We start from the raw sequence: 24,276 nt of genomic DNA, 5'->3' as shown, positions 1-24,276 counted from the left end.
AAAGGCAGGTGATAATTTTGTTAACTTATAAAGAATGGTTATTATTATTTAAAGGTGTTAATTTACCTATTGGCGATATTGCTGCCGAGGTCGAACTAGATAATGAATTTCCAAATACAAAGGATTATGAAGTCATTCGTGGATTCATAGAATCCAATTACTCTGATAGCTTTATGAGAGTCTTTGAATACAGTTTTAAGATGTATTACGAAAGCACTCAGAAAAGATATTAATATTCTTGATACTTTCTACGACCTGTAATTACATTCGCAAGACCATCTTGGCCAATAACATTTTTTTCTTTCAATCTTCGGGATGCTTCGTTCACTACTGCCATCAACAGTTCAGATCGTCGTATCTCGGTTTCTTCAATTTCTTTCATTCCTTCAGTAGCTGCATGTTCAACTGCTTCTTCAAATGCTTGTTTTAAATTTGCAAATACTTTTTCCGCGTTCACCTATGCCTACCTCCCTTCGAGTAGAACAATTTTTAATCATCAACTTTCGCAATTTGCTTAAAAGAGAAAGCCTTGTTAGGCTAAGTAATTATTAATTGCTATGCGTCTGTCCACGCTTGTTTTTTTTACCATTCATCCATTATCTGTTTCATTACGTGCTTTGATTCCTCATAGAACCAATAGCGTTTTCCCTTCTCTTTCCTTCTTTCCAGCAGCCTCATTCTTGGATCACGCAGGAATTCATTTTCTAAAAACGACTTACTCATACACGTTTTTTTTGCCATTGCATCAACATCCCATGTGAATAAGGTTTCTTGTAATGTTTCATCTAATTTTTGGTCAATATAACTCTTGATTTCAGCTTGATTGATTTTCACTTCTGCAATACTCAGAAAAAATCACCTCCCTCTAGTTATGCTGGCTGGTTTTCAGAAGTAGCGAAAAGATACTCAAGATCGAGATCTGGAAAGTAGCGACGTTTAATTTTTAAGGCTTCGCTAAACGAAAATTCGTAATGACCATTAAGTTTGTCATAAATAGTTGCATCACGAACCTGCAAAAGAGAAGCAATATCCTTTGGTTTTACGTCGCTACGAACCATTTCTGCCCTTAAATTACGTAGCAAATTCATTCTCCTCCTTACTTATGTCCGATACGCAATTTCGTATCTTGTGTCCATACTATACTCAATTTCGTATTAAGTCAACTATATAATTTAAAAAAATTCTCAATTTCGTATTTTACCCCTTTACTTTCCTATATTTATGTATATAATGGAATTAAGAACTACGATTTTTCGTATAAAACAGTGTCGGGGGAGAATTAGAAGTGAAAGATAGAAGAACTGAAATAATTGAAAGTCTAATTACAGAAAAATTCCCAACATCTAAAGCATTTGCTGAAGCAATTGAAATTCCATATACAACTTTAAGATCTATGTTATCTAGAGGAATTGGTAACGCATCTATAAATAATGTATTAAAAGTATGTAAAGGTTTAGGAATTACTACTGATCAACTTGAAAGAATGGCTGAAACTGGTGAGGATATCCATACAATTGCAGCTCACCACGATGGAGAAGAATGGACAGAAGAAGAATTGGAGGAAATTGAGCGTTTCAAAGAGTTTGTTCGCACAAAAAGAAAAACGCAAGAATAAGGAGAAGTCTATGGGATATGAAAGTCTTTTAATAGAAACAGAGATGAAATCTATAGATGTATTCGAAAAATCAATGCCCAAATCAATGAAAGGCTTGTATAGCGATAACATCATATGGATTAATAAAAGACAAAACTCTAATAGTAAGTACTGTATTCTTGCTGAGGAACTCGGTCATCACTTCACCTCTGCTGGAAACATTCTTGACCAATCATCACTCATAAATAGAAAACAAGAAATAATTGCTCGAACATGGGCCTATAAAAAGATTGTGCCATTAAGAAAAATCGCTTTAGCCCATCGATTAGGAATAAAGAATAAATATGAACTAGCTGATTATTTAAATGTGACTGAAGATTTTTTAACAGCAGCTTTAGAAAGATATAAAGAAAAATATGGTTTGTTTAAGGAAATTGATGGTTTCACAATTTGTTTTGAGCCATTAGGTGTAATTGAGTGGTTTGAAGAATTTTAAGGAGGTGATTTCTCTTTTTAAGCCCTGCATGTGCGTCTGTCCACGCTAAGAAAGGGATTAAAATGAAGCTATATAAATCAAGAAAAGATGATGAATTATATTATTACTATAATGCTAAGAAAGAAAAACTGTGGTGTTATAGACATAAATATTATGATTCTTCTGGCAAAAGACGAGAAAAGAAAAAACAAAACTTTAAAACTGAAAATGAAGCTTATAGACATTTACTCGAAGTAAAAACAAGTATTTTAAGCGGTGAAATAAAAAAAGTTGAACATTCCAATCTAACAGTTTCTGAGTGGTTAGATATTTGGTTTGAAACTCACAAAGGTGATTGGAAAATTACCTCCAAACTGCAGAGGAAAAATGCTATAAAAAATCAGATGAAACCACTTCTTGGTAAGTATAAACTTGCAGAATTAGACAAGACCACTTACAAGAGAGTATTCGTAAATGAATTACTCAAAAGCTATGAGCCAAGTACAGTGCAACTATTTCATCGGCTATTTAAGGTAGCGATCAACGCTGCTGTTGATGATGAAATAATTCCTCGTAACCGATTCAAAAAAATTATGATTTCTAATGAGCAAGACAAGGATAACTTTTTAACACTAAACGAATTAAAGATTTTTCTTAATAAGGCAAAAGATGTTGAAAACATAACAAATTACACATTAATTTATTTGCTTTCATACACTGGGCTTAGAAAGGGAGAAGCTCACGGACTTACTTGGAAAGATATTAATATAGAAGAAAAAACATTAACGGTAGAACGTACACGGGATAATAAAGGAGTGAGAACTCCGAAGACTAAGAATAGTTACAGAACCATCTTAATAGATGACTCTCTCATCATGCATTTACACGCATATAAAAAATGGTGTAAAGAATTAAAGTTGTCATACGGTGAAAAGCTTAGTCATAATGATTTCATATTCCTTTCTTATCAAACAGGGAAACCAGTTACCGATAATGCGATAATGTATTCAATGAACAGAATTTCTGCACAGCTAAGTATGGATGCTAGTACTGAAAACAAAAAAGGGGATGGATTTAAGAAAATCACCCCTCATGGATTACGGCACACACATGCTACTATACTAATTGCACAAAAGATTCCAGTTAAAGTTATTGCTGATCGTTTAGGTAATACTCCTCAAATGATTTTAGATATTTATGGACACTCGTTCAAGGACTTAGAGAAGGAGTCAATTGCTGCATTTGAACAGGCAATGAAACAAACTGGGACTGGTTTTGGGGCTGGTTTTTAGATTAAACCTCAAATCACCTTATAACAATAGGCTTTTCCTAACTATTGAGTTCTACTCTCGTTAATCTTTATAATTGAAGTTTTAAAAGCCTTAGAAGCCTGTTACATTACGGTTTCTGGGCTTTTTTATATTTTAAGCATGTACAATTTAAGGAAATAAAAAGTGTTATTATTAGGGTAATCAAGGAGAATTAGCCCCCTTTAAACCTAATAAAAACCGCTGAACTTTCAGATCAGTACTAAAATATGACCCATAATTATGAGCACTTAATTACGTATGTGTGTTTAATACTCTAATAGTAGTTTTTATGCTTTTACGAATGTGCCCCTAGTAAAATAATTACCTAAGCAATTTCCACTTCTGCTTATAGGATAAATATCCGATAATTGGATAATATTTTATGAATAATAAAAACACCTCTCAATTGAAGAATTCATTTTATTTAAGTATCAACTCTTGATATTATAGTATCCCTTCATTGTGCTAGTTGTTTTTTTACATAGAAAAAAGCACTCAATGCAGAGTACTTTTCTAAAAATCTAGTCATTTCTTATGGTAAAATACAATTCCCTTTGTTATCACAGATTGGGACAGGTGGTTTACTTCCACCCCCTGGACCTGGAGCAGGCGTAGCTCCAAGATAAGCTCCGGCGACAGGTGCAAATGCCATAACAAATATAAAAGTAAGGGACACTAATAAAGATTTCTTTTTCATGTTTCTCACCTCCTAATTATTAACATTCTTCATGTGAAATAATAATCCTTTTTAATTTTTCATACAAAATACGACAAAATAAAAGCATCGCTCCCCTTGGAAACTTCAATGTGGCAAACCTTTTGAATGAGATGTAGCACCAGCAGCTGTCGTATTCGCTCCTTCAGCCGTTGAACATTCTCCCAATGCATTGTTATTGCATTCATCCGCCATAAAACACACTTTCTTAAGACAATTTTTAATTTCATACCCGGTCGTAATTAAATATAAAAAACATATAAAAAGGTGTGGGCACCCATTCTTAACCGCTTTTATTTTATGTACAAAATTAAAACCACCCAGGGTTTTAGTTTCCTTTCACTAATCAAATAACTATAAATTTAGATTAATTAAAATATAATGAATTGACTAAAAATATATTAAATATTATAATGAAACGGCTTTATAAAAAAATTGTCGAAAGGGGTATTTATATGAGAAAAAAGTGGTTAGTTTTACTTATGACTGGATTATTAGCCCTTGTTCTTGCTGCTTGTGGCGGTGGCTCTGATAATGAATCTGGAAGCGCAAGTGAAGATGGATTAGATCAAAATATTGTAACGATTGCGACTGGTGGGGCTTCTGGGCCATACAACATTATCGCTACAACGCTTGCAGATATTTATTCATCATCATTTGATGTGAACTCACGAACACAAACAACTGGAGCTTCTGCTGAAAACTTAAACTTAATGGCAGATAACAAAGTAGAAATGGCTTTTGTTATGAGTGACGCGCTAAGCCAAGCATTGAATGGTGAAGCTAGCTTCAGCGAACCTTTGGAAGGGATTTCACAGATTGCGAACCTTTACCCGAACGTCGTTCAAATTGTCGCTCGTGCTGATGCTGGAATTGAAACAATTGAAGATTTAAAAGGAAAACGAATTGCTGTTGGTGACCAAGGATCCGGTGTAGAGCTGAACGCTCGCGCATTATTACATGGGAATGGGATTACATACGACGACTTAACTGTAGACTATCTTGGATATGCTGAAGCGGCTGATGGTTTAAAAGCAGGAAGAATTGACGCAGCCTTCTTAACGAGTGGCCTACCGAATGCTTCTGTTTTAGAACTTGCCGAGACTTTTGATATCAATATTGTGAAAGTGCTTCCAAATCATGTTGAAGCGATTGTAGAAGAGCATCCATACTTCGTATCACTTGAAATTCCTGCTGGTACGTATGGGAACGATGAAGCAATTCCAACTGCTGCTGTACCAAATGCACTTGTTGTTCGCAGTGACTTAAGTGAAGATGATGTTTATAAACTAACAAAAAAACTCTTTGAAAGTCTAGATACATTAGCAAACTCACACCAGGCAGCGTCTGAAATTTCATTAGACCATGCCCAAGAAGGACTCATTGCTCCATTGCATCCAGGTGCTGAAAAATACTTTAATGAGCAATAAGAGAAAGACCATTTGGATTGGGAGTGCGTTTCTCATTGCGCTCCCTCTTCTGTTTTATCGAGTTCCTGTTATTGAAGTAACAGGCGAACGCTCTACTTTTCTGATTCGAGAGGATAGGTTCGTGCTTGGCTGGATTCACTCCATTGAAAAAGAGGAATGGTTTGAGCATTACCAAAGAGAGAATGAAAAAATCATACTAACAGAAACTCAATTTAAAACATTTGGTGCTGGTACTCCTTATCAAGGACTAGAAACGACAACTGAGAATGGGCTTATTACGATTGATTTACGTATTGATTATAAGGAATTATATTTAACAATTTCTCAACATGTACAGACCACTCTGTTATTCAGTGATCGTGAAGTACCTTTATACCACTATTTCGATCAATACGAGCCCGTCTTGATCAAACCAAGAGAACTATCAATCTGGGAATATATAAGGGGTGATTTTTTATGAAGGATCCAAAGGTGAATCCTACAGTATCAACAGATACAGAAATTTCAGACAAGAAGATACAAGAGGTTCTAGAGAAATATGATATAGAATCAAATACACGAAAATGGAGCAACAAGGGGCTTGTATTGTTTTTTAGTATTTTAGCGATTGGTTATGCATTATTCCATTTGTATATAACATTTAATCCACTACCAACCCTCCTACAGCGTAGTTTTCATTTAACGTTTGGGATGGCTTTAGTTTTTCTGCTTTATCCAACCTATAAAAAACAGGATCGTACGAAGGTGCCGTTTTATGATTGGATCCTATTTGCACTAAGTATTGGTTCATTTTTATATTTAGTTAATGTTTATCAAGATATCGTTACTACACGTGGTGGGATTGCCAATACTACAGACATTTTAATGGCTATACTGACCGTTATTTTAGTCTTTGAAGCAGCCCGTCGTGTTACCGGCTGGATTTTACCAATTCTCGCATTTCTATTTTTGTTATATCCTTTCTTTAGTCATCAAGATTGGCTACCAAGGATGTTGCTAACAAGACCATTTGATTTAGCTGATATATTTGGACAAATGTTTACAAAAACAGAAGGATTGTTCTCAACAGCGATTGGAGCATCCGTACAGTTTATTTTCCTGTTTATTTTATTCGGAGCTTTCTTAGCAAAGTCAGGAATGGGGCAATTCTTCAATGATCTTGCTCTTGCTCTTGCTGGTCATAAGCAAGGTGGGCCCGCAAAGGTAGCCGTTATTTCCAGTGCCTTAATGGGATCAGTAAACGGTACTGCAGTTGGGAACGTTGTAAGTACAGGCGCTTTTACAATTCCACTCATGAAAAAAATTGGCTATGACAAAAACTTTTCAGGAGCAGTTGAAGCCAGTTCCTCAATTGGTGGGCAGATTCTACCCCCGATTATGGGAGCCAGTGCCTTTATCATGGCGGAAACAACTGGTATTTCCTATGGAACGATTGCCATATCAGCGATCATTCCAGCCTTCTTGTTTTTTATAACAAGTATCATGCAGGTTCATTATCGTGCAGGTCGTGCAAACTTAAGAGGTTTGCCAAAGCCAGATCTACCTGAAGTAAGAAAAGTGATGAAGCAAGGCTGGCATTTAATGATTCCTCTCATTACCTTAATCATCATGCTATTTGCTGGTGTACCGGTTGCATATGCTGCCTTTTATACAATTTTGATAACCATTGGTGTATCCTGGCTTAGAAAGCATACTAGAATGTATCCTAAAGATGTACTAAATGCATTAGAAACGGGGACAAAGCAAGCCTTATCAACCATAATCGCATGTGGAATTGTTGGAATTGTCATCGGTGTTGTCAACTTAACAGGCTTTGGTGCGACACTTACTTCAGCAATTACAAGCCTAGGTCAAGGTTCACTTCTGTTAACATTGATCTTAACGATGCTTGCTTCAATCGTACTCGGAATGGGTTTGCCTTCGATCCCAGCTTATATTATTACTGCGACAATGGCTGCTCCAGCACTTGCCGCATTTGATGTTCCGATTTTAGTTGCTCACTTATTTGTCTTCTATTTCGGCATTTTCGCGAACATCACGCCACCTGTTGCACTAGCATCTTTTGCTGCATCAGGCCTTGCCGGTGGAGACCCAATGAAAACGAGTATCATATCTTTAAGATTATCAATAGCAGGGTTCCTCGTTCCCTTCATCTTTGTCTATGATCACACATTGCTCATGATCGATGCGACAGGACTGCCAATGAATGCAACAGAATTCGCATTCGCAGCAATCCCTGATATTATTCGTGTTCTAATTGTCTCAACAATTGCAGTAATTGCGCTTAGTGCTGCAGTAGAAGGATATATAAAAACGAATTTAGGTGTCATCAATCGGATTATCCTTGGAGCAGCTGCAGTATGTGCGATTGTTCCAGAGATTATTACTACTGTCTTTGGGATTGCATTCATTATCGTCATTTATGCAATCAACTACATTAAAGCTAAAAAAGAAACTGACAAGAAAACAACGGTAGCGGTGTAAACATAAATAAAAAGCTAGAAGCGATGAAATCTGAAGGATCATCGTTTCTAGCCTTTATTTTTCTCTTATTAGATTATTGCTTATTATGAATAGATTTATCCTTATCCTCAAGTGTCACCTCACTAAATAAATCCTCCCAATCGTTATAGAATGGTCCGATAACAGTGACAAACTCGAAGTATAGCTTATAATCCCCTTGCTGAAACAACCTGCTCTCTGCTGTTAAAATACCATTATTTAACCTAAAGCGAAAAAGTTCAGATGCTGGAAAGTAATGGCCTAACGTGCATTCTCCTATAAGAGATATAGCTATTCTAGATTATGTAGATAAAGACGTAAAAGAAGGAGGCAATCAGCCTCCTTCGCTTCATTAATATTTTAATAAGAAATATTTTTTCTTACCACGTCGAATAACTGTAAATTTGCCTTCAATTTGATCTTTATCTGAAAGTGTGTAATCTAACCCTGTTACTCGGTCACCATTTATTGAAACAGCACCATTAGATACATCTTCACGAGCTTGACGCTTAGATGAAGAGATCTTCGCAGCAACAAGCAACTCAACAATGTTTAATGAGTCATCACTTTTAACTTCATAGGATGGCACACCTTTAAAGCCTTGCTCTATTTCTGACGCAGTTAAACTTTTGACATCTCCACTAAAGAGTGCGGCAGTAATTTTCTGAGCTTGAACGAGTGCTGCTTCTCCGTGAATGAACTTTGCCATTTCTTCTGCTAACGCCTTCTGAGCTTTTCGTAAGTGAGGCTCTTCTTCTAATGATGCTTGTAGCACCTCGATCTCTTCCTTGGATAAAAACGTAAAGTATTTCAAATATTTAATAACATCCGCATCCTGTGTGTTAATCCAAAACTGATAAAACTCATACGGTGTTGTCTTTACAGGATCTAACCAAATTGCTCCACTTTCTGTTTTTCCAAACTTTGTTCCATCTGCTTTTGTAACTAATGGAATCGTTAAACCAAATGCTTTTGAATCATCAGCCGACATTTTACGAATTAGCTCAAGGCCAGTAGTGATGTTTCCCCATTGGTCACTTCCACCGATTTGCATTTTGCATTGGTAGTTTTCATACAGATGATAGAAATCCATCGCTTGTAAAATGGTATAAGTAAATTCTGTGAAAGAAATTCCCGTATCTAAACGAGAGGAAATCGTATCCTTCGCCAACATATAATTAACACCAACATGCTTCCCATAATCACGTAAAAAAGTAACAATATCCATGGAGCCTGCCCAATCATAGTTATTCACCATTAAAGCCCCATTGTCTGATTCAAAATCGAAAATGCGCTCTAGCTGCTTCTTAAGGCTGTTTACATTGCCATTTACCGTTTCTAAAGTTTGCAGCTTTCTCTCTTCACTTTTTCCACTTGGATCTCCAATTAACCCAGTGGCACCTCCAACTAAAACAATTGGACGATGCCCTGCCTTTTGAAACCTTCTCAAAGTAAGAAACGGCAATAAGTGCCCAATATGCATGCTATCAGCAGTTGGGTCCACTCCACAGTATAGTGATATTTTCTCTGTATCCAGCACCTTTTCAATGCCTTCTTCATCCGTTTGTTGGTAAACGATGCCTCTCCATTTTAAATCTTCTAAAACATTCATTATTTACCCTCCACTTTTCACAAAATTAAAAAACGCCCCTTGCATATGCAGGGACGCAAATTTAGCGCGGTACCACCCAAATTGAAAGGAATAATTTCCTCTCCACTTAAACAGGATAACGGCATAGCCGTCTATTGCTAGTACTAAAAAAATAGATTCACAATAGAAACTCCAGGAGGTAATTCATTGCACAATATGCACTAGCTCTCACCAACCGCTAGCTCTCTTTTCCAGTGATTGTACAACTACTAATTCCCTTCAACGTTAGACAATATTAATAAAGCATTTTTATCATATTTTATCCTCTAATGTCAAATCTATTTTCAAACAGGAAAAACCGAAGTTTATGGAGAACTTTGTCATATGCGCAATCCAACTATGCTATAATGGATGTGTTTGAGGGGGAATGAAAAAATGAAAGAGGCCTTTCATAAAATAAAAGAAAAAATAAAACCGCTTACTGACTTTTTAACAAATAGAAAGACTGTAAAAGGTGCTAGCATCACATACCAAGTCGTTTGGAATTTAGCACTTGTTTTCATCATTATAGGCGTCTTTGGTCTTGCATTTGCAGGAGGAGCTGGAGCTGGTTACTTTGCCTCACTTGTTAAAAATGAACCGCTTAGGTCGTATGACAGCATGCGTAAGGATATATACAACTATGAAGAAACATCTGAGATTTACTTTGCTGACAATGTTTATATCGGCAAGTTAAGAACAGATCTTGAGCGTGAAGAAGTAAGTTTAAACGAGGTTTCGAATTATTTAATTGAAGCCGTTGTTGCGACAGAGGATGAATATTTCTATGAGCATGACGGTGTGGTTCCTAAAGCGATTCTGAGAGCACTCTTCCAAGAAGTGAGCAATTCTTCTGTTCAAACTGGAGGGAGTACACTCACACAGCAATTGATCAAAAACCAAATATTAACAAACGAAGTATCCTTCGAGCGTAAAGCTAAAGAAATTTTGCTTGCAATGCGCCTTGAGCGATTCTTCGAAAAAGAAGAAATATTAGAGGCATACTTAAATGTATCCACATTTGGTCGAAATGCTGCAGGACGAAATATTGCTGGTGTTAAATCTGCTTCAAAAGGAATTTTCGGTGTTGAGCCAAACGAGCTTACATTACCACAAGCAGCATTTATTGCAGGACTTCCCCAAAGTCCATTCGGATACACACCTTTTCCACAAGGTGGAGGATTAAAATCCGAAGAAGGTCTTCAACCAGGAATTAACCGAATGAAAACAGTATTGAACCGTATGTATTCTGACGGTCGTATTACTGAAAAAGAGCATGCAGAAGCCATTGCCTACGATATTACACAAGATTTTCTTCTCGAAGGTGAAGCAAGCCCATTAGAAGCGTATCCATACTTAACAAATGAAATCGAACAACGCGCAGTAGAAATCATGAGCATCGTGTTGGCTGAACGAGATGGATATGAAGAAACAGATTTAGAGGAAAATGCCAAATTAAAAGAAGAATATCGTGCACTTGCGGATAGAGACATTCGCCAAAATGGATACAAAATCCATTCTACTGTAAAAAAAGAAATACATGATGTATTCCAACAAGTTAAAAACAATTATCAGCATTTTGGACCTGATAAAAATCAAAAGGTAAAAGATAATGATTCTGGTGAAGAAATAACGATTCAAGAGCCTGTACAAGTCGGAGCAGTTTTAATCGAAAATAAAACAGGAAGAATTTTAGGATTTGTTGGCGGACGTGATTTTTCATTAACTGACTGGAACTATGCAACACAAGCAAAAAGGCAAACAGGTTCAACGATGAAACCACTACTTGCTTATGCACCGGCGTTTGAAATCGGCGCTGCATCACCAGCAACGATATTACCAGATATTCCGTTATACCTAAACCCTGGACTTAATCGTCCATGGCCAAACAACTATGATCGCCGTTATCATGGGCTTGTAACTGCTCGATATGCATTAGAAAAATCATATAATATTCCTGCAGTTAAATTGTATCGTGATATTCTTCCACAATCACCGGCAAATTACTTAGAAAAAATGGGCTTTACTTCTTTAGAGCCGGATGATTACACTAATTTATCAACTCCTATTGGCTCATTAAGAGTCGGAGCGACTGTAGAAGAAAACACGAATGCATTTGGTACATTTGCAAATGGTGGGCAACATATTGACGCCTATTTAATCGAGAAAATTACCGACAAGGAAGGTAATATTATTTTCGAGCATGAGATTGAATCTGTTGAAGTATTCAGCCCACAAACAGCTTACCTCATGACAGATATGATGAGAGATGTTTTAAGAACTGGAACTGCTACTTCCATTTCAAGTCGCCTTAAGTTTAATTCGGACTGGGCTGGTAAAACAGGTACAGGTCACGATTTCCATGATTCATGGTTTGTTGGCTATAACCCAAATGTAACGTTCGGAATATGGACTGGATATGACACTCCAAAATCCCTACAAACATCCGGACTTAACTACAGTTTACGAACTAATTATTTGTGGGCAGATTTAATGAATGCTGCCTACGATGTTGCACCAGAGCTTGTTCACACAGGAGAGTCCTTCCAAATGCCAGGTGGCATTGTACGTCGTTCTGTTTGTGCGATCTCAGGTTTATTGCCATCAGAAGCTTGTTCTCAAGCAGGCCTAGTCATTACAGACTTATTTAACGCTAAATTTGTGCCGACAAAAGTTGATGACGGTCTTGGAACAGGAAGACTCGTTCGAATCGGTGATAACAATTATATGGCATTACCAACAACTCCTGAAGAATTTTCAGAGCCTGGTATGATGCTAAGCATTGAATATTTAGAATCAATCTTTAATGTGAAAATCAATGATCCACAGCATTTAATTCCTGCTAATAATGAACGTTGGTCTAATATTATTGTAGCTGACAATAGATTAGAGGAAAACGGGAAGGCACCTGCTGCTCTCACGATCAATGAAAGCAACAATCAGCTCACTTGGTCCCAGCATGGTGAAAGTGATGTCATTGGGTATCGAATTTACCGAAACGGTACTAAAATTGGCATTGTTAAAGCAGGAGATACATTATCATTCACCCGTTCTGGAGACGGCGTATACTATGTGACAGCAGTCGATATTGCTGGAAATGAATCTCCACCATCTAACCAGATTGAAATAGGAAGAGAGGAAGAGCCACCACCACCTCCTCCAGAGAGTCCGCCTAGTGTTCCAGAGCCCGATCCGGAACCACCAGAAGAACCAGTTATACCTGATCCACCAGATGAAGAAGAGGAATAAATATTACCAGTTACATCTTCGTGTAATTGGTGCAACAACAAAAAAAGAATCCAAAACTGGATTCTTTTTTTGTTGCATCGTTTAATCTTCCATTGTAGATAAGTCACCAGTTGGTAGATCTAGTTCCCATGCTTTTAATACTCTGCGCATAATCTTACCACTTCTCGTTTTTGGTAATTTATCTTTAAATTCAATTTCTCGAGGAGCAGCGTGTGCTGCCAACCCTTTTTTAACGAATTGGCGGATTTCTTCAATCAACTCATCTGATTGCTCATAACCATCTCTTAAAGCGATAAATGCTTTAATAATTTCACCGCGAACAGGATCTGGCTTTCCTATAACTCCTGCTTCAGCGACTGCTGGATGTTCGACTAATTTACTCTCTACTTCAAATGGACCAACTCTTTCACCAGAGGTCATGATTACATCATCGACACGCCCTTGGAACCAGAAATAACCTTCCTCATCCATATAAGCAGAGTCACCTGATACATACCAATCACCGGGTAGAAAATAAGAGTTATACTTTTCTTCATTGTTCCATATCTTGTGCATCATCGATGGCCAGCCTTTTTGAATCGCCAAATTCCCCATTCGGTTTGGTGGCAGTTCATTTCCTTGGTCATCAACAATTGCTGCTCTCACTCCAGGAATTGGTTTCCCCATCGATCCAGGTTTAATTTCCATTGATGGGTAATTACAAATCAATTGTGCTCCAGTTTCAGTCATCCACCACGTATCGTGAATACGTTTATCAAACACCTTAGATCCCCATTTAATTACTTCGGGATTTAATGGCTCCCCTACACTTAACACATGTCGAAGACTCGATAAATCAAACTTCTTAATGACCTCATCTCCCGCACCCATTAACATACGAAATGCTGTAGGTGCACTGTACCAAACAGTTACGCCATAATCTTCAATCATCTTATACCATGTTTCAGGATTAAATCTTCCACCGACTACTAGGTTAGAGGTCCCTGTTAGCCATGGCCCAAAAATACCATAGGATGTTCCAGTTACCCAACCGGGGTCCGCAGTACACCAGTAAAGATCGTCTTCTTGAAAATCAAGAACCCATTTCGCTGTTTGATAATGTTGAATCATTGCTTGATGAACATGTAAAACACCTTTAGGTTTGCCAGTTGAGCCAGATGTATAATGAAGAATAAGTCCATCGGTTAACTCCATCCACTCTACTTGGAGCGATTTACTTGCAGCTTCTAAATGGTTGTTAAAATCGATATACTGCCCTTCTTCTTTAATACCTTCCCCAACAAGGAAAATATGTTTTAAATGAGGAAGCTCTCCAACCGGCACACGTTCGAGAAGTGAAGGTGTCGTAATCAATACCTTAGCTTCACTGTCCTGTAATCGATCTCGAACAGCCCCCTCCATGAATGCTTCGAATAAGGGTCCAACAATTGCTCCTACTTTAATTGCGCCCAATACGGCAAAATATAGCTCTGGAGAACGTGGCATAAATACGAAGACTCGATCCCCTTTTTCAACATCTCCCTGCTGCTTTAATACATTACCTGCCTTGTTTGAAAGCTCCTTCATTTCTTTAAATGTATATTTTTCTTTTCTTTCACCATCATGATAATATAATGCAACCTTATTCTTTTTATCACCTTCAGCGTGTCGATCAATGGCTTCATATGCCATATTCACTCTTCCTGTTTCATTCCATGAGAAAGATTTCTTTGCATCCTCCCAGTTGTAACTCGCATATAGCTCATCATAGTTGTTTAAATTGTAGTTCCCCTTTGTTACTGGTAACGCTTCCATTTTCATCGAAGATCCCCCTTTAATTTAAACATTTGAATCTATTATAGTATAAAATTTATATTTTCTCAATTTTTAAAATATTTTATTTGATTTTTTACTCGTTATTTATTTAATTATTTTAAAAAATAAGTATTCTTTAATGAAAGCGCTTTATTCTTCCCTTTTTTATGTATAATAGAATTAAATGACAACAAATCTAGGTGGTGAACGATTTGAAGCATGTAAAAACATATAACGCTAAAGAAATTAAAACGCCAAATGGCACTATAATTATTGAAGGCCCAATTGATGCTGATAAATTCAAGCACTATGAATTCCATAAAGATTTAGTTGCCTTTAGACCCCCGGAGCAACAAAAAAAAGCATTAACAGAGATTGCTAGACTAGAAGAAGGTCGGATTATTATTGCTAGGTTTCAAGATACGATTGTAGGATATACTACTTTTCTTTATCCAGATCCACTTGAGAGATGGTCTGAAGGAAAAATGGACAATTTAATAGAACTTGGTGCTATAGAAGTGATTCCGAAGTTCAGAGGCACAGGAACAGGAAGTAATCTTTTAGAAGTTTCAATGATGGACGATCAAATGAACGATTATATTGTTATTACAACTGAATACTACTGGCACTGGGACTTAAAAGGGACTAAGTTAGATGTGTGGGAATATCGCAAGGTTATGGAGAAAATGATGAATAAAGGTGGACTCGTCTGGTATGCAACGGATGACCCAGAAATTAGCTCACACCCTGCTAATTGTTTAATGGTTCGGATTGGTAGTCGTGTTGATCAAGAATCGATTCAAAGGTTTGACCGTCTTCGCTTTAAGAACCGCTTTATGTATTAAATGATTGGTAAAGAGGTGAACTTGATGATTGTTGAAGAAGTAATGAAGAAAAACGTCGTCTCATTGAAGGAAAACGATACAATCGAAGATGCATTGAGATTAATGAACGAGAAGAAAATTCGGCATTTACCGATAATCGATGACAAACAAGAATTAATCGGGCTTGTAACAGACCGCGATTTAAGAGACGCTACCCCTTCTATTTTCGAAACGGAAAAATTCAAAAGCAGCCTGCCGATTCGTTTAGGTAAAGTAATGAAAACGGATGTAATCACAGGACATGCGCTTGATTTAATTGCAGAAGCTTCTGCAGCCATGTATGAGCATAAAATTGGTTGCTTGCCTATTTTAAAAAGCCGTAAGTTAGTCGGTATTTTAACATCTACAGACTTGCTACATACGTTTATTGAAATGACTGGAATTAATCAGCCTGGTTCACAGATTGAAATTAAAGTTAAAAATAAAGCCGGCATGCTCTACGAAATAGCATCAGTCATACGAAACCGGAAAGCTAATATTCAAAGTGTTCTCGTCCACCCATACAAGCATGGAGATGATTATAAAATCATTGAACTTAGAATTCAAACAATGAACCCTCTAGCCATTATCGATGATCTAAAGACTGCTGGCCATGAGGTACTATGGCCAAACCATCCTGGAAAGGATTTTGTATGAACAACGCAGTATTTATTTATTCAGATGAATTACTAAAGTATAAGTTTAATGATCATCATCCATTCAATCAAAAAAGACTAGAGCTGACACTTGATTTATTAAAGGAAATACAGGCCATTCGAGAAGATCAGATCATCTCCCCTAGAATGGCTACCGATGACGAAATTTGCCTTATTCATGACCGAAGCTATATTGAAGCCGTAAAGTTAGCAGGCGAGGGAAAACTTAGTGAAGAAAAAGCAGAAGGTTTTGGATTAGGGACAGACGATACTCCAATCTTTGCAAATATGCACGAAGCGAGTGCTCTATTAGTTGGTGGTACACTGACAGCCGTTGATCAAGTTATGGAGGGTAAAACTGAGCACGCTCTTCATTTAGGGGGAGGTCTACACCATGGCTTCAGAGGAAAGGCTTCTGGATTCTGTATTTATAATGACAGCTCTGTAGCCATCAGATATATTCAGCAAAAGTACAATGCACGGGTACTTTATATTGATACGGACGCTCATCATGGGGACGGTGTTCAATGGTCTTTTTATGACGACGATACAGTGTGTACACTATCATTACATGAAACTGGACGCTATCTTTTTCCTGGAACAGGAAACATTAACGAAAGAGGACAAGGAAACGGGTACGGCTTTTCGTTTAACATCCCATTAGATGCATTTACTGAGGATGACTCTTTTCTACATGCATATCATAACTCTATTAAAGAAGTAGCCGCTTACTTTAAACCCGATGTGATTCTCACACAAAATGGTGCAGACGCCCACTACTTAGACCCTCTTACACATTTGTCTGCTACAATGAAAATCTACAAAGAAATTCCTAAACTAGCACATGAGATTGCCCATCAATACTGTAATGGTAAGTGGATTGCCGTCGGTGGTGGTGGATATGATATATGGAGAGTTGTTCCTCGGGCATGGTCTCATATTTGGTTAGAAATGATTGAAAGTAGGGAGGCAACTGGCCATATCCCACAATCATGGCTATCAAAATGGCAAAAAGAATCTCCTGTGCCCTTAATTAAATCTTGGGAGGACCCTGTGAATCTTTATCGACCAATTCCAAGAAAAGAAGAGATCACCGAGAAGAACGAACAGACAGTTAATAAGGCACTATATCCAATTCGAAACGGTTAGGAGGAAATTTTAATAACAGTAATAACGTTACAAAAGGCGTGAATTATAGTGAATGCTCAAATAGAAAAACACATTATTCATGATGGGATGAACGAGATAAACACATACTAACCTGTGTAAATGCTTGTTACAATCTTATTTATACTATTAGTATTGTTATAATAGGTTAATACAATAAAGGCATGGGACACACCCGATACGGGTAAGTGCACCATGCCTCATTTTTCAGTAAATGATGGATCAGAGATTATGACTTCTACGCGACGATTTTTTTCATAATTTACTTCACTATCATTTGGAACGACCGGCCTTGTATCTCCATAACCAACTGCTGTAAACCTTGTATGATCTATTTGATGATTTTCCTCTAAATACCTGATAACACTTGATGCTCTTGCAGAGGAAAGTTCCCAGTTGGATGGATAGCGAAATGTTGATATCGGTCTGTTATCAGTATGTCCCTCCACCTTTATTAAATATGGTACATTCGCTAGAAGTTCACCAACTTTATCAAGAAAAGGAAAAGAGGAGTACAGCAACTGTGCCTCTCCGGTAGCAAACACTACTTGTTCAGGTAAAACAAGAACAACCCCACGTTCATTTCTGTTAACAACAATCATTTCCTTTAAACCCATTTCTCCTAACACTTGTTCGACTTCCTTCACAAGCTGATTCAATGAATATTCATCTTGACTAGAATCATGGGATTGATCCCCAGTATCTGGGTTAACCTCCCCTGGAAGTATTGAAGGATAATCTAATATTTGCCTATCGCGAAATGAATCCATAATCGCCTGGAATTTGATGCTGTCAATTTGAGACATTGAAAACAACAAAATAAAAAACACGAGAATAAGCGTAATCATATCTGCAAAAGTAACCATCCATGATGATGCACCTTTTTTAGTCTCACGTTGACGCCTTTTAAGCATGATCCATGTCATCCCCCTCTTCAGGAGCATATAACTTTTTCCCAGCGGCAACTTGTTCATCATAGGATAAAAATGCAATTAACTTTTGTTCAAGTATACGAGGATTCTGACCTGCCTGTACTCCAAGGATGCCTTCAATAATTAATTGTCGCTTAAAAACCTCAGCCTCTGTTTTTACCAAAAGCTTATTAGCCATTGGGATAAAAACTAAGTTTGCTAATAAAGCACCATATAATGTCGTTAAAATTGCAATGGCCATATTTGGTCCGAGTGAACCAGGGTCATTTAAGTTTTTCAACATAAGAACAAGACCGATTAGCGTTCCAATCATCCCCCATGCTGGTGCATAATCTCCGGCTTTTTCAATTAATGTGCGCCCTTTTCTATGCCGTTCTTCTAGTGCTACAATTTCAGCCTCCATAATATCCCGGATCATCCCAGGTTCATTCCCATCTACAGCTAGAATAATTCCTTTTCGAATATGAGGATCATTAACTTCCTGCATCATCACTTCCAATGAGAGCAAGCCTTCTCTTCTAGCCCGATCTGCGAGTTTAATAAATATTTTTATTGTAGAGATAAAATCTTCTTCTTCTTGTGAGAATGATTGTTTCATAACCGTAAATAATTTACTCATATCCTTTAGAGGGAAGCTGACGAATAAAGCAGCCGTTAAACCACCTACTACAATTAAGATCGAAGTTGGATCAAAAAAGGAAAGAATATCTGATATTCCACCATTTGATGCAATACCAATTATGAGCATAATGATCCCAGCTATGATTCCAAAAGGTGTTAAAAGATCTGACTTTTTCATGATACCTCTCCTAATTATTAACACGATATTGTATGTCAAATATATAGCCAAACGATTTTAAAAGATAAACCTCTAATCATAAATCATAAAGAAAATCGCAAGGTACCAGCCTTATAATTTATGACCTAAAGTCGATAAATTCTTTATAAATTAATCATAGAGTCATCAATAAATGACTATTCATACTTATTCTTTAAGAAAACTCGCCTATTTGGCGAGTTTCAAAGACATGACTATTTAATTCCTTGTTTTTATCGACACTACAATTATTTTGTTGAGTTACGCTCTTCAATTCGGTGCGGAAGTACTACAATATGATCCGAAACTGATTCTTTATTCATATATTTCGTTAAAAGTCGCATCGATACCGCTCCAATATCATATAACGGCTGAACAATAGACGTAATCTGTGGTCGTACCATTAATGTTAATCTCGTGTTATCAGAACTTATAATCTCAAAGTCCCCAGGGACATTATACCCATTATCCTGAGCTCCATGGACAATCCCTAAAGCCATTTCATCGGAACCTGCAAAAATAGCCGTCGGCCTTTTCTCCATTTTAGACAGTTTTTCAATCGCCTCTAATCCGGAATCATACGTATAGTCTCCCTCTATCACTAGCTCTTCATCAAATGTAACGCCACATTCCTCTAATGCTCTTTTGTACCCTGGGAGTTTTTGATCGCTATTGATTGGCTCATGCAGAGGCCCAATCACTAATGCTGGTGCTCCATGTCCCTTATCAATCAATGATTTCGTAACATCGAATGAAGCTTGCTCATAATCAATGTTCACAGACGGAATTTTCTCCGATTGTTCAATTGAACCTGCCAATACAATCGGAACGGGCGATTTCTCAAATTCACTTACTAGTTCTTCTTTAATATTCCCACCCATAAACACAATACCATCCACTTGCTTTCCTAACATTGTGTTAATTAAATGTAACTCTTTATCTGTATTTTGATCAGAATTGCTCAGAATAATATTGTATTTATACATTGTTGCAATGTCTTCTATTCCTCTTGCCAACTCAGCATAAAAAGTGCTAGATATATCAGGAATGATTACTCCAACAGTCGTCGTTTTTTTGCTTGCCAACCCTCTTGCTACGGCATTCGGACGATAGCCGAGACGTTCTATTACTTCTAATACTTTCTTTCTTGTCGTAGGTTTTACATTTGGATTTCCATTTACAACACGAGAAACGGTCGCCATTGAAACATTGGCTTCTCTAGCTACATCATAAATTGTTACATTCATTCCTATTCACTCCCTAAAATAATTCCTACACAGTCAAAATATACGGTATACATATGGTATCTCACTACTTGTGAGAGTCTACACATGTTTAATTATGTATAATCATACGATAGACAAAGCTTTGTCGCAATCATCGACAACAATTTTTTGAAAAAAGTACATTTATTTTCATGAATTCAACAAAAAAGCCATTTCTCATTCATAGGTTAGCTTAAAAATTATAGTATTTTTTTATAATTCTATTTATGAAAGTTTCCTCATCAAGTGCTAGCAAACTAATTGATCTATTTTGTTTCCCCACTCTAAAAAATCTTTTACTTATAAAATATACTCCCCCATAAGTAGTCAGATTTATTTTCGTTAACCTGCCTACCTTATAGGGGAGCATTTTTTTGTAGAGATTTTTATATTATGCTTTCACTAATGATGATGCCTTTAGCTCTTTCAAAAAGTGATCAAACTGGTTCAAATCCATTTGCTGTGCTGAATCGGATAAAGCAACAGCTGGGTCTGGATGAACTTCTGCCATAATTCCATCAGCACCAATAGCGAGTGCTGCTTTAGCAGCAGGAAGTAATAAGTCCCTTCTTCCCGTTGAATGCGTCACATCTACTAGTACAGGTAAATGTGTTTCTTGCTTTAGAATTGGAACAGCTGAAATATCTAATGTATTTCTTGTTGCACGCTCATACGTACGAATACCTCTTTCGCACAAAATAATTTGGCCGTTACCTTGTGACATGATATATTCTGCTGCGTTAATAAATTCTTCGATTGTCGCAGCAATTCCTCGTTTTAATAAAACAGGCTTTTGAACAGCACCAGCCGCTTTCAATAAATCAAAGTTTTGCATATTACGTGCCCCGATTTGAATAACATCAACATAATCAACTGCTGTTTCTATATCATTCGGACTAACGATTTCAGAAATCACAGCTAAATCGAACTCATCAGCGACTTTCTTCAAAATTTTTAAACCTTCTAAACCAAGACCTTGGAAATCGTATGGTGAAGTACGTGGTTTATATGCTCCTCCACGAAGTAGCTTCAGCCCTTTTTCTTTTACTGCCCTTGCCACGGTTGCAACTTGTTCATACGATTCAACTGCGCATGGTCCAAAGACTAAATGAGGGTTGCCATCACCAATCTTTTCTCCCTTTACATCAACAATCGTATTCTCGGACTTTTTCTTCCTTGAAACGAGTAAAGCTTTGCTATGATCGTCCTTCTGTAGTTCTAAGCCAGCTTTAAAGATTTCTTTAAACATATGCTCAATCGTTGCCTTATCAAATGGTCCATCATTATGTTCTTTAATAAGGTCAAGCATTTTTCTTTCACGGACTGGATCGTAACGATATACACCTTGTGCCTCTTTCACTCTGCCGATTTCTTGAACCAACAATGCACGTTCATTAATTAATGAAAGCAATTGCAGATTGATTTCATCCACTCTTTCTCGTAGCTGATCTAGTTCATTAGCCAATGTTAACCTCTCCTTTTTGTATACCACCAAATAACAACAAGAGCTTGCTCAATATTACACATAGTAAATGATTTCCTCTAATTGTTCTTTATAGGCTCAATGATTTATGATACATTTTTAATTATTAGAGTTATTATATCTAAAATATTCAAACATGTCACGAATTTTTTCTTTCGCAATTAAACGCTTTTAAGCAATAAAGCATTCTTTCACAAAAGAAGGTGTTACTACTTGAATACAAAGAAGAAATTATTTGCCCTAGATATCGGTACCCGATCCATCGTAGGGGTAATTTTAGAGCAGCATGGCGAGAATTTTCACATTGTTGATATGAAAATCGAAGAACATAAAGAAAGAGCAATGTTAGATGGCCAAATACATGATATTGTTGCTGTCTCTAAAGTCATTCAATCAATAAAACAAAAGCTTGAGAAGAAGCATGGTCCTCTTACTAAAGTAAGTGTGGCTGCAGCTGGTCGTGCATTAAAAACGGAAAAAGCAGTTGCTCTTAGTAGCTTAATTGGAAAGCCACTACTAACCAAACAGGATATCCTCCATCTAGAATTAACAGCAGTCCAACAGGCTCAAGCAAAGGTTGCAGAAAAAAATCTAACTCAAAACAGTCCGATCTATTATTGTGTTGGCTATTCTATTCTTTATTATCGATTAGACGGTCAAGAAATTGGAAACCTGATCGATCAGCAGGGGACGGAAGCTTCTGTGGAAATTATTGCTACATTCTTACCGAAGGTTGTCGTTGAATCTTTATTAGCAGCCTTGCAGCGTGCAGAATTAGAAATGGATGCATTAACACTTGAACCAATCGCAGCGATCAATGTTCTCATTCCTCCTTCAATGAGAAAGCTGAATGTTGCATTAGTTGATATCGGTGCGGGAACATCAGACATCGCAATAACGAATGCAGGAACAATAACTGCATATGGAATGGTCCCAGTTGCTGGGGATGAAATCACAGAAGCAATAAGTGAAGAGCTCTTACTTGACTTCCCATTAGCTGAGCAAACAAAAAGAGAGCTTCATGAGTCAAATACTGTCACGATTACTGACATTCTTGGGTTTGAAACAGAGATTCAAAAAGAAGTCTTAATTGAAAAGATCTCACCAGCACTTGAGAAGCTTGCCAACTCAATTTGTGATGAAGTTCTTTTGTTAAATCACTCAGCTCCTCCAAAAGCTGTGATGTTAGTTGGTGGAGGAAGCCAAACACCTGATTTAACAAAAAGAATCGCCGCTCGACTTCAATTACCTGAAAATCGCGTAGCCATTCGTGGGGTAGACGCGATTGGGTCGCTAACAATTGCTGAACATATCGCACTTGGGCCAGAGCTAGTTACACCGATTGGCATTGCAATTGCCGCTCATAAAGCGCCTGTTCAATATAAAACGGTCTATGTCAATAAACAACCGATTCGTTTATTTGAGATAAACGCCTTAACAGTAGGCGATTGTTTACTTGCAGGTGGAATCAAAATGAATCGGTTATATGGAAAACCAGGCTATGCAATGATTGTTACCTTAAACGGTCAAAAAATCACGATTCCAGGAAGTCATGGAACGCCTCCTACTATTCTTTTAAATGGAGAACCATGTCAGTTAGATGATTCTATTTCGAACAATGATCAAATCTATGTAGAAAAAGGGGCCGATGGAGAAAGAGCATTGATTCAAATTGTCGACTTAATGGATCAATATAAAGAAAAGCACATTTTAGTTAACAAAAAACCTTATACTATTGAACCAACTATACATTGTAATGGAATACGTGTTACGAGTGATTATGTAATCCAAGATCACGACGTCATTGATTATTCTTTCCCTGCGACGATTTCAGATTTATTAAATCACTTGGCATTAGATCATTACAAAGAAGAGATAAAGCCTTTTCAGATTAAGCTTGACGGCAAGGAGACAATTCTCCCTCCTTTTTCAGGAAAGGTTTATAAAAATGGTGTCCCAGTGTCTCTGGAACGATCCTTTGAAGATCAGGACCATCTTACAATCACGAACAGAAGCAAGCCATCTCTCGTAGAATTTGCTAAGGTTAAAAACATGCCGTTTGAACGAACGATATCGATCAACTTTAACGGGAAAAAACATGAGTTGAAGAAAAAACTAATAGAAATCAAACGTGAAGGTCATCTATTAACAGATAAGGATAGAATTGAAAATGGAGATGTTCTTGAAACCGAAGTAATCAATGATGTTCAATTCATTTTTCAAGATATATTTAAAACGGTCGAAATAACCATCCCTGACAATGCAACAGGGAACTTTGTATTGCTGCGAAATGGTATAAAAGCATCGTTCAATGACCCAATTCACGAGAACGATCAAATTGAAATAGTCTGGCCAATCAAGCAATATAAGACTTCACTTCCTAATAAAATATAG

Annotated in this window: 23 protein-coding genes and 1 other annotated feature; of the genes, 12 read left to right on the top strand and 11 right to left on the bottom strand. The window is 37.1% G+C overall.

Annotated elements, in window-relative coordinates; all coding sequences use genetic code 11:
- Positions 1-8 precede the first annotated feature (8 nt).
- On the top strand, positions 9-233 hold the full coding sequence (locus AC6F34_RS15380) for a YozE family protein (protein ID WP_500773711.1): 225 nt from the start codon (positions 9-11) through the stop codon (positions 231-233).
- Here AC6F34_RS15380 and AC6F34_RS15375 read toward each other — a convergent pair.
- The 3 genes from AC6F34_RS15375 to AC6F34_RS15365 form a co-directional block, all read right to left on the bottom strand.
- Positions 230-457, bottom strand: a complete 228-nt coding sequence (locus AC6F34_RS15375) for a hypothetical protein (RefSeq protein ID WP_500773709.1) — start codon at positions 455-457, stop codon at positions 230-232. The genes AC6F34_RS15380 and AC6F34_RS15375 overlap by 4 nt on opposite strands.
- 125 nt (positions 458-582) lie before the next feature.
- Positions 583-834: a hypothetical protein gene (locus tag AC6F34_RS15370; RefSeq protein WP_500773707.1), complete on the bottom strand. Its 252-nt coding sequence runs from the start codon at positions 832-834 to the stop codon at positions 583-585.
- 35 nt (positions 835-869) lie between these two features.
- Positions 870-1,082: an XRE family transcriptional regulator gene (locus AC6F34_RS15365; RefSeq protein ID WP_500773706.1), complete on the bottom strand. Its 213-nt coding sequence runs from the start codon at positions 1,080-1,082 to the stop codon at positions 870-872.
- 203 nt (positions 1,083-1,285) lie between these two features.
- On the opposite strand from AC6F34_RS15365, the gene AC6F34_RS15360 reads away from it, so the two are divergent.
- The 3 genes from AC6F34_RS15360 (at position 1,286) to AC6F34_RS15350 (ending at position 3,361) form a co-directional block, all read left to right on the top strand.
- Entirely contained in the window at positions 1,286-1,615 is a 330-nt protein-coding gene (locus AC6F34_RS15360; RefSeq protein ID WP_500773705.1) for a helix-turn-helix domain-containing protein, read from the top strand.
- Positions 1,616-1,625: 10 nt separating this feature from the next.
- Positions 1,626-2,090 (top strand): ImmA/IrrE family metallo-endopeptidase, encoded by a 465-nt coding sequence (locus AC6F34_RS15355; protein ID WP_500773703.1) that lies wholly within the window; start codon positions 1,626-1,628, stop codon positions 2,088-2,090.
- Positions 2,091-2,152: 62 nt separating this feature from the next.
- Positions 2,153-3,361: a site-specific integrase gene (locus AC6F34_RS15350; protein WP_500773701.1), complete on the top strand. Its 1,209-nt coding sequence runs from the start codon at positions 2,153-2,155 to the stop codon at positions 3,359-3,361.
- 550 nt (positions 3,362-3,911) lie between these two features.
- Here AC6F34_RS15350 and AC6F34_RS15345 read toward each other — a convergent pair.
- On the bottom strand, positions 3,912-4,076 hold the full coding sequence (locus AC6F34_RS15345) for a hypothetical protein (protein WP_500773699.1): 165 nt from the start codon (positions 4,074-4,076) through the stop codon (positions 3,912-3,914).
- A gap of 473 nt (positions 4,077-4,549) precedes the next feature.
- Here AC6F34_RS15345 and AC6F34_RS15340 point away from each other — a divergent pair, with 473 nt between their 5' ends.
- The 3 genes from AC6F34_RS15340 to AC6F34_RS15330 are packed head-to-tail and all read left to right on the top strand — an operon-like array spanning position 4,550 to position 8,008.
- The gene (locus tag AC6F34_RS15340) at positions 4,550-5,524 is read left to right on the top strand and encodes a TAXI family TRAP transporter solute-binding subunit (protein WP_500773697.1); all 975 of its coding nucleotides are present in this window, start codon (positions 4,550-4,552) and stop codon (positions 5,522-5,524) included.
- Positions 5,514-5,984 carry a DUF1850 domain-containing protein gene (locus AC6F34_RS15335; protein ID WP_500773695.1) on the top strand — a complete coding sequence of 157 codons (471 nt, stop codon included), beginning with the start codon at positions 5,514-5,516 and terminating at the stop codon, positions 5,982-5,984. The genes AC6F34_RS15340 and AC6F34_RS15335 overlap by 11 nt, the downstream gene beginning before the upstream one ends.
- Positions 5,981-8,008 carry a TRAP transporter permease gene (locus tag AC6F34_RS15330; RefSeq protein ID WP_500773693.1) on the top strand — a complete coding sequence of 676 codons (2,028 nt, stop codon included), beginning with the start codon at positions 5,981-5,983 and terminating at the stop codon, positions 8,006-8,008. The genes AC6F34_RS15335 and AC6F34_RS15330 overlap by 4 nt, the downstream gene beginning before the upstream one ends.
- 73 nt (positions 8,009-8,081) lie before the next feature.
- Here AC6F34_RS15330 and AC6F34_RS15325 read toward each other — a convergent pair whose 3' ends face one another.
- Both AC6F34_RS15325 and tyrS read right to left on the bottom strand, forming a co-directional pair.
- Positions 8,082-8,216 carry a hypothetical protein gene (locus AC6F34_RS15325; protein ID WP_500773691.1) on the bottom strand — a complete coding sequence of 45 codons (135 nt, stop codon included), beginning with the start codon at positions 8,214-8,216 and terminating at the stop codon, positions 8,082-8,084.
- A gap of 162 nt (positions 8,217-8,378) precedes the next feature.
- Positions 8,379-9,638: a tyrosine--tRNA ligase gene (gene tyrS / locus AC6F34_RS15320; protein WP_500773689.1), complete on the bottom strand. Its 1,260-nt coding sequence runs from the start codon at positions 9,636-9,638 to the stop codon at positions 8,379-8,381.
- Between the two features lie 46 nt (positions 9,639-9,684).
- Positions 9,685-9,909 (bottom strand) — a binding site (T-box leader).
- A 143-nt stretch (positions 9,910-10,052) separates the two neighbouring features.
- Here tyrS and AC6F34_RS15315 point away from each other — a divergent pair.
- Positions 10,053-12,905, top strand: coding sequence for a transglycosylase domain-containing protein (locus AC6F34_RS15315; RefSeq protein ID WP_500773688.1), 2,853 nt, complete (start codon positions 10,053-10,055; stop codon positions 12,903-12,905).
- Positions 12,906-12,986: 81 nt separating this feature from the next.
- Here the strand turns inward: AC6F34_RS15315 and acsA are convergent, their stop codons facing one another.
- Positions 12,987-14,705, bottom strand: coding sequence for an acetate--CoA ligase (gene acsA / locus AC6F34_RS15310; protein ID WP_500773686.1), 1,719 nt, complete (start codon positions 14,703-14,705; stop codon positions 12,987-12,989).
- Between the two features lie 206 nt (positions 14,706-14,911).
- On the opposite strand from acsA, the gene AC6F34_RS15305 reads away from it, so the two are divergent.
- From AC6F34_RS15305 to AC6F34_RS15295, 3 genes are read left to right on the top strand one after another with little or no spacing between them, the layout of a single operon-like run.
- Positions 14,912-15,544: a GNAT family N-acetyltransferase gene (locus tag AC6F34_RS15305; RefSeq protein ID WP_500773684.1), complete on the top strand. Its 633-nt coding sequence runs from the start codon at positions 14,912-14,914 to the stop codon at positions 15,542-15,544.
- A 24-nt stretch (positions 15,545-15,568) separates the two neighbouring features.
- Positions 15,569-16,219 (top strand): acetoin utilization AcuB family protein, encoded by a 651-nt coding sequence (locus AC6F34_RS15300; protein WP_500773682.1) that lies wholly within the window; start codon positions 15,569-15,571, stop codon positions 16,217-16,219.
- A complete protein-coding gene (locus AC6F34_RS15295; protein WP_500773680.1) occupies positions 16,216-17,367 on the top strand; it encodes an acetoin utilization protein AcuC in 1,152 nt (383 codons plus the stop codon). The genes AC6F34_RS15300 and AC6F34_RS15295 overlap by 4 nt, the downstream gene beginning before the upstream one ends.
- 218 nt (positions 17,368-17,585) lie before the next feature.
- Here AC6F34_RS15295 and motS read toward each other — a convergent pair whose 3' ends face one another.
- The 4 genes from motS to AC6F34_RS15275 all read right to left on the bottom strand — a co-directional run bounded on the left by motS (position 17,586) and on the right by AC6F34_RS15275 (position 21,864).
- Complete coding sequence (gene motS, locus AC6F34_RS15290) at positions 17,586-18,299, bottom strand: flagellar motor protein MotS (RefSeq protein ID WP_500773678.1); 714 nt, start codon at positions 18,297-18,299, stop codon at positions 17,586-17,588.
- Positions 18,292-19,116 (bottom strand): flagellar motor protein MotP, encoded by an 825-nt coding sequence (gene motP, locus AC6F34_RS15285; protein ID WP_500773676.1) that lies wholly within the window; start codon positions 19,114-19,116, stop codon positions 18,292-18,294. The genes motS and motP overlap by 8 nt, the downstream gene beginning before the upstream one ends.
- A gap of 266 nt (positions 19,117-19,382) precedes the next feature.
- Positions 19,383-20,381 (bottom strand): catabolite control protein A, encoded by a 999-nt coding sequence (gene ccpA, locus AC6F34_RS15280; RefSeq protein WP_500773674.1) that lies wholly within the window; start codon positions 20,379-20,381, stop codon positions 19,383-19,385.
- Positions 20,382-20,790: 409 nt separating this feature from the next.
- Complete coding sequence (locus tag AC6F34_RS15275) at positions 20,791-21,864, bottom strand: bifunctional 3-deoxy-7-phosphoheptulonate synthase/chorismate mutase (protein ID WP_500773672.1); 1,074 nt, start codon at positions 21,862-21,864, stop codon at positions 20,791-20,793.
- 231 nt (positions 21,865-22,095) lie between these two features.
- Here AC6F34_RS15275 and AC6F34_RS15270 point away from each other — a divergent pair, with 231 nt between their 5' ends.
- Positions 22,096-24,276: a cell division protein FtsA gene (locus tag AC6F34_RS15270; RefSeq protein WP_500773670.1), complete on the top strand. Its 2,181-nt coding sequence runs from the start codon at positions 22,096-22,098 to the stop codon at positions 24,274-24,276.

The sequence above is a fragment of the Niallia sp. CD-39 genome, from assembly GCF_059874745.1.
Note: the sequence above shows the minus strand (reverse complement) of the source record. Positions and strands in the feature narration are given on the sequence as shown.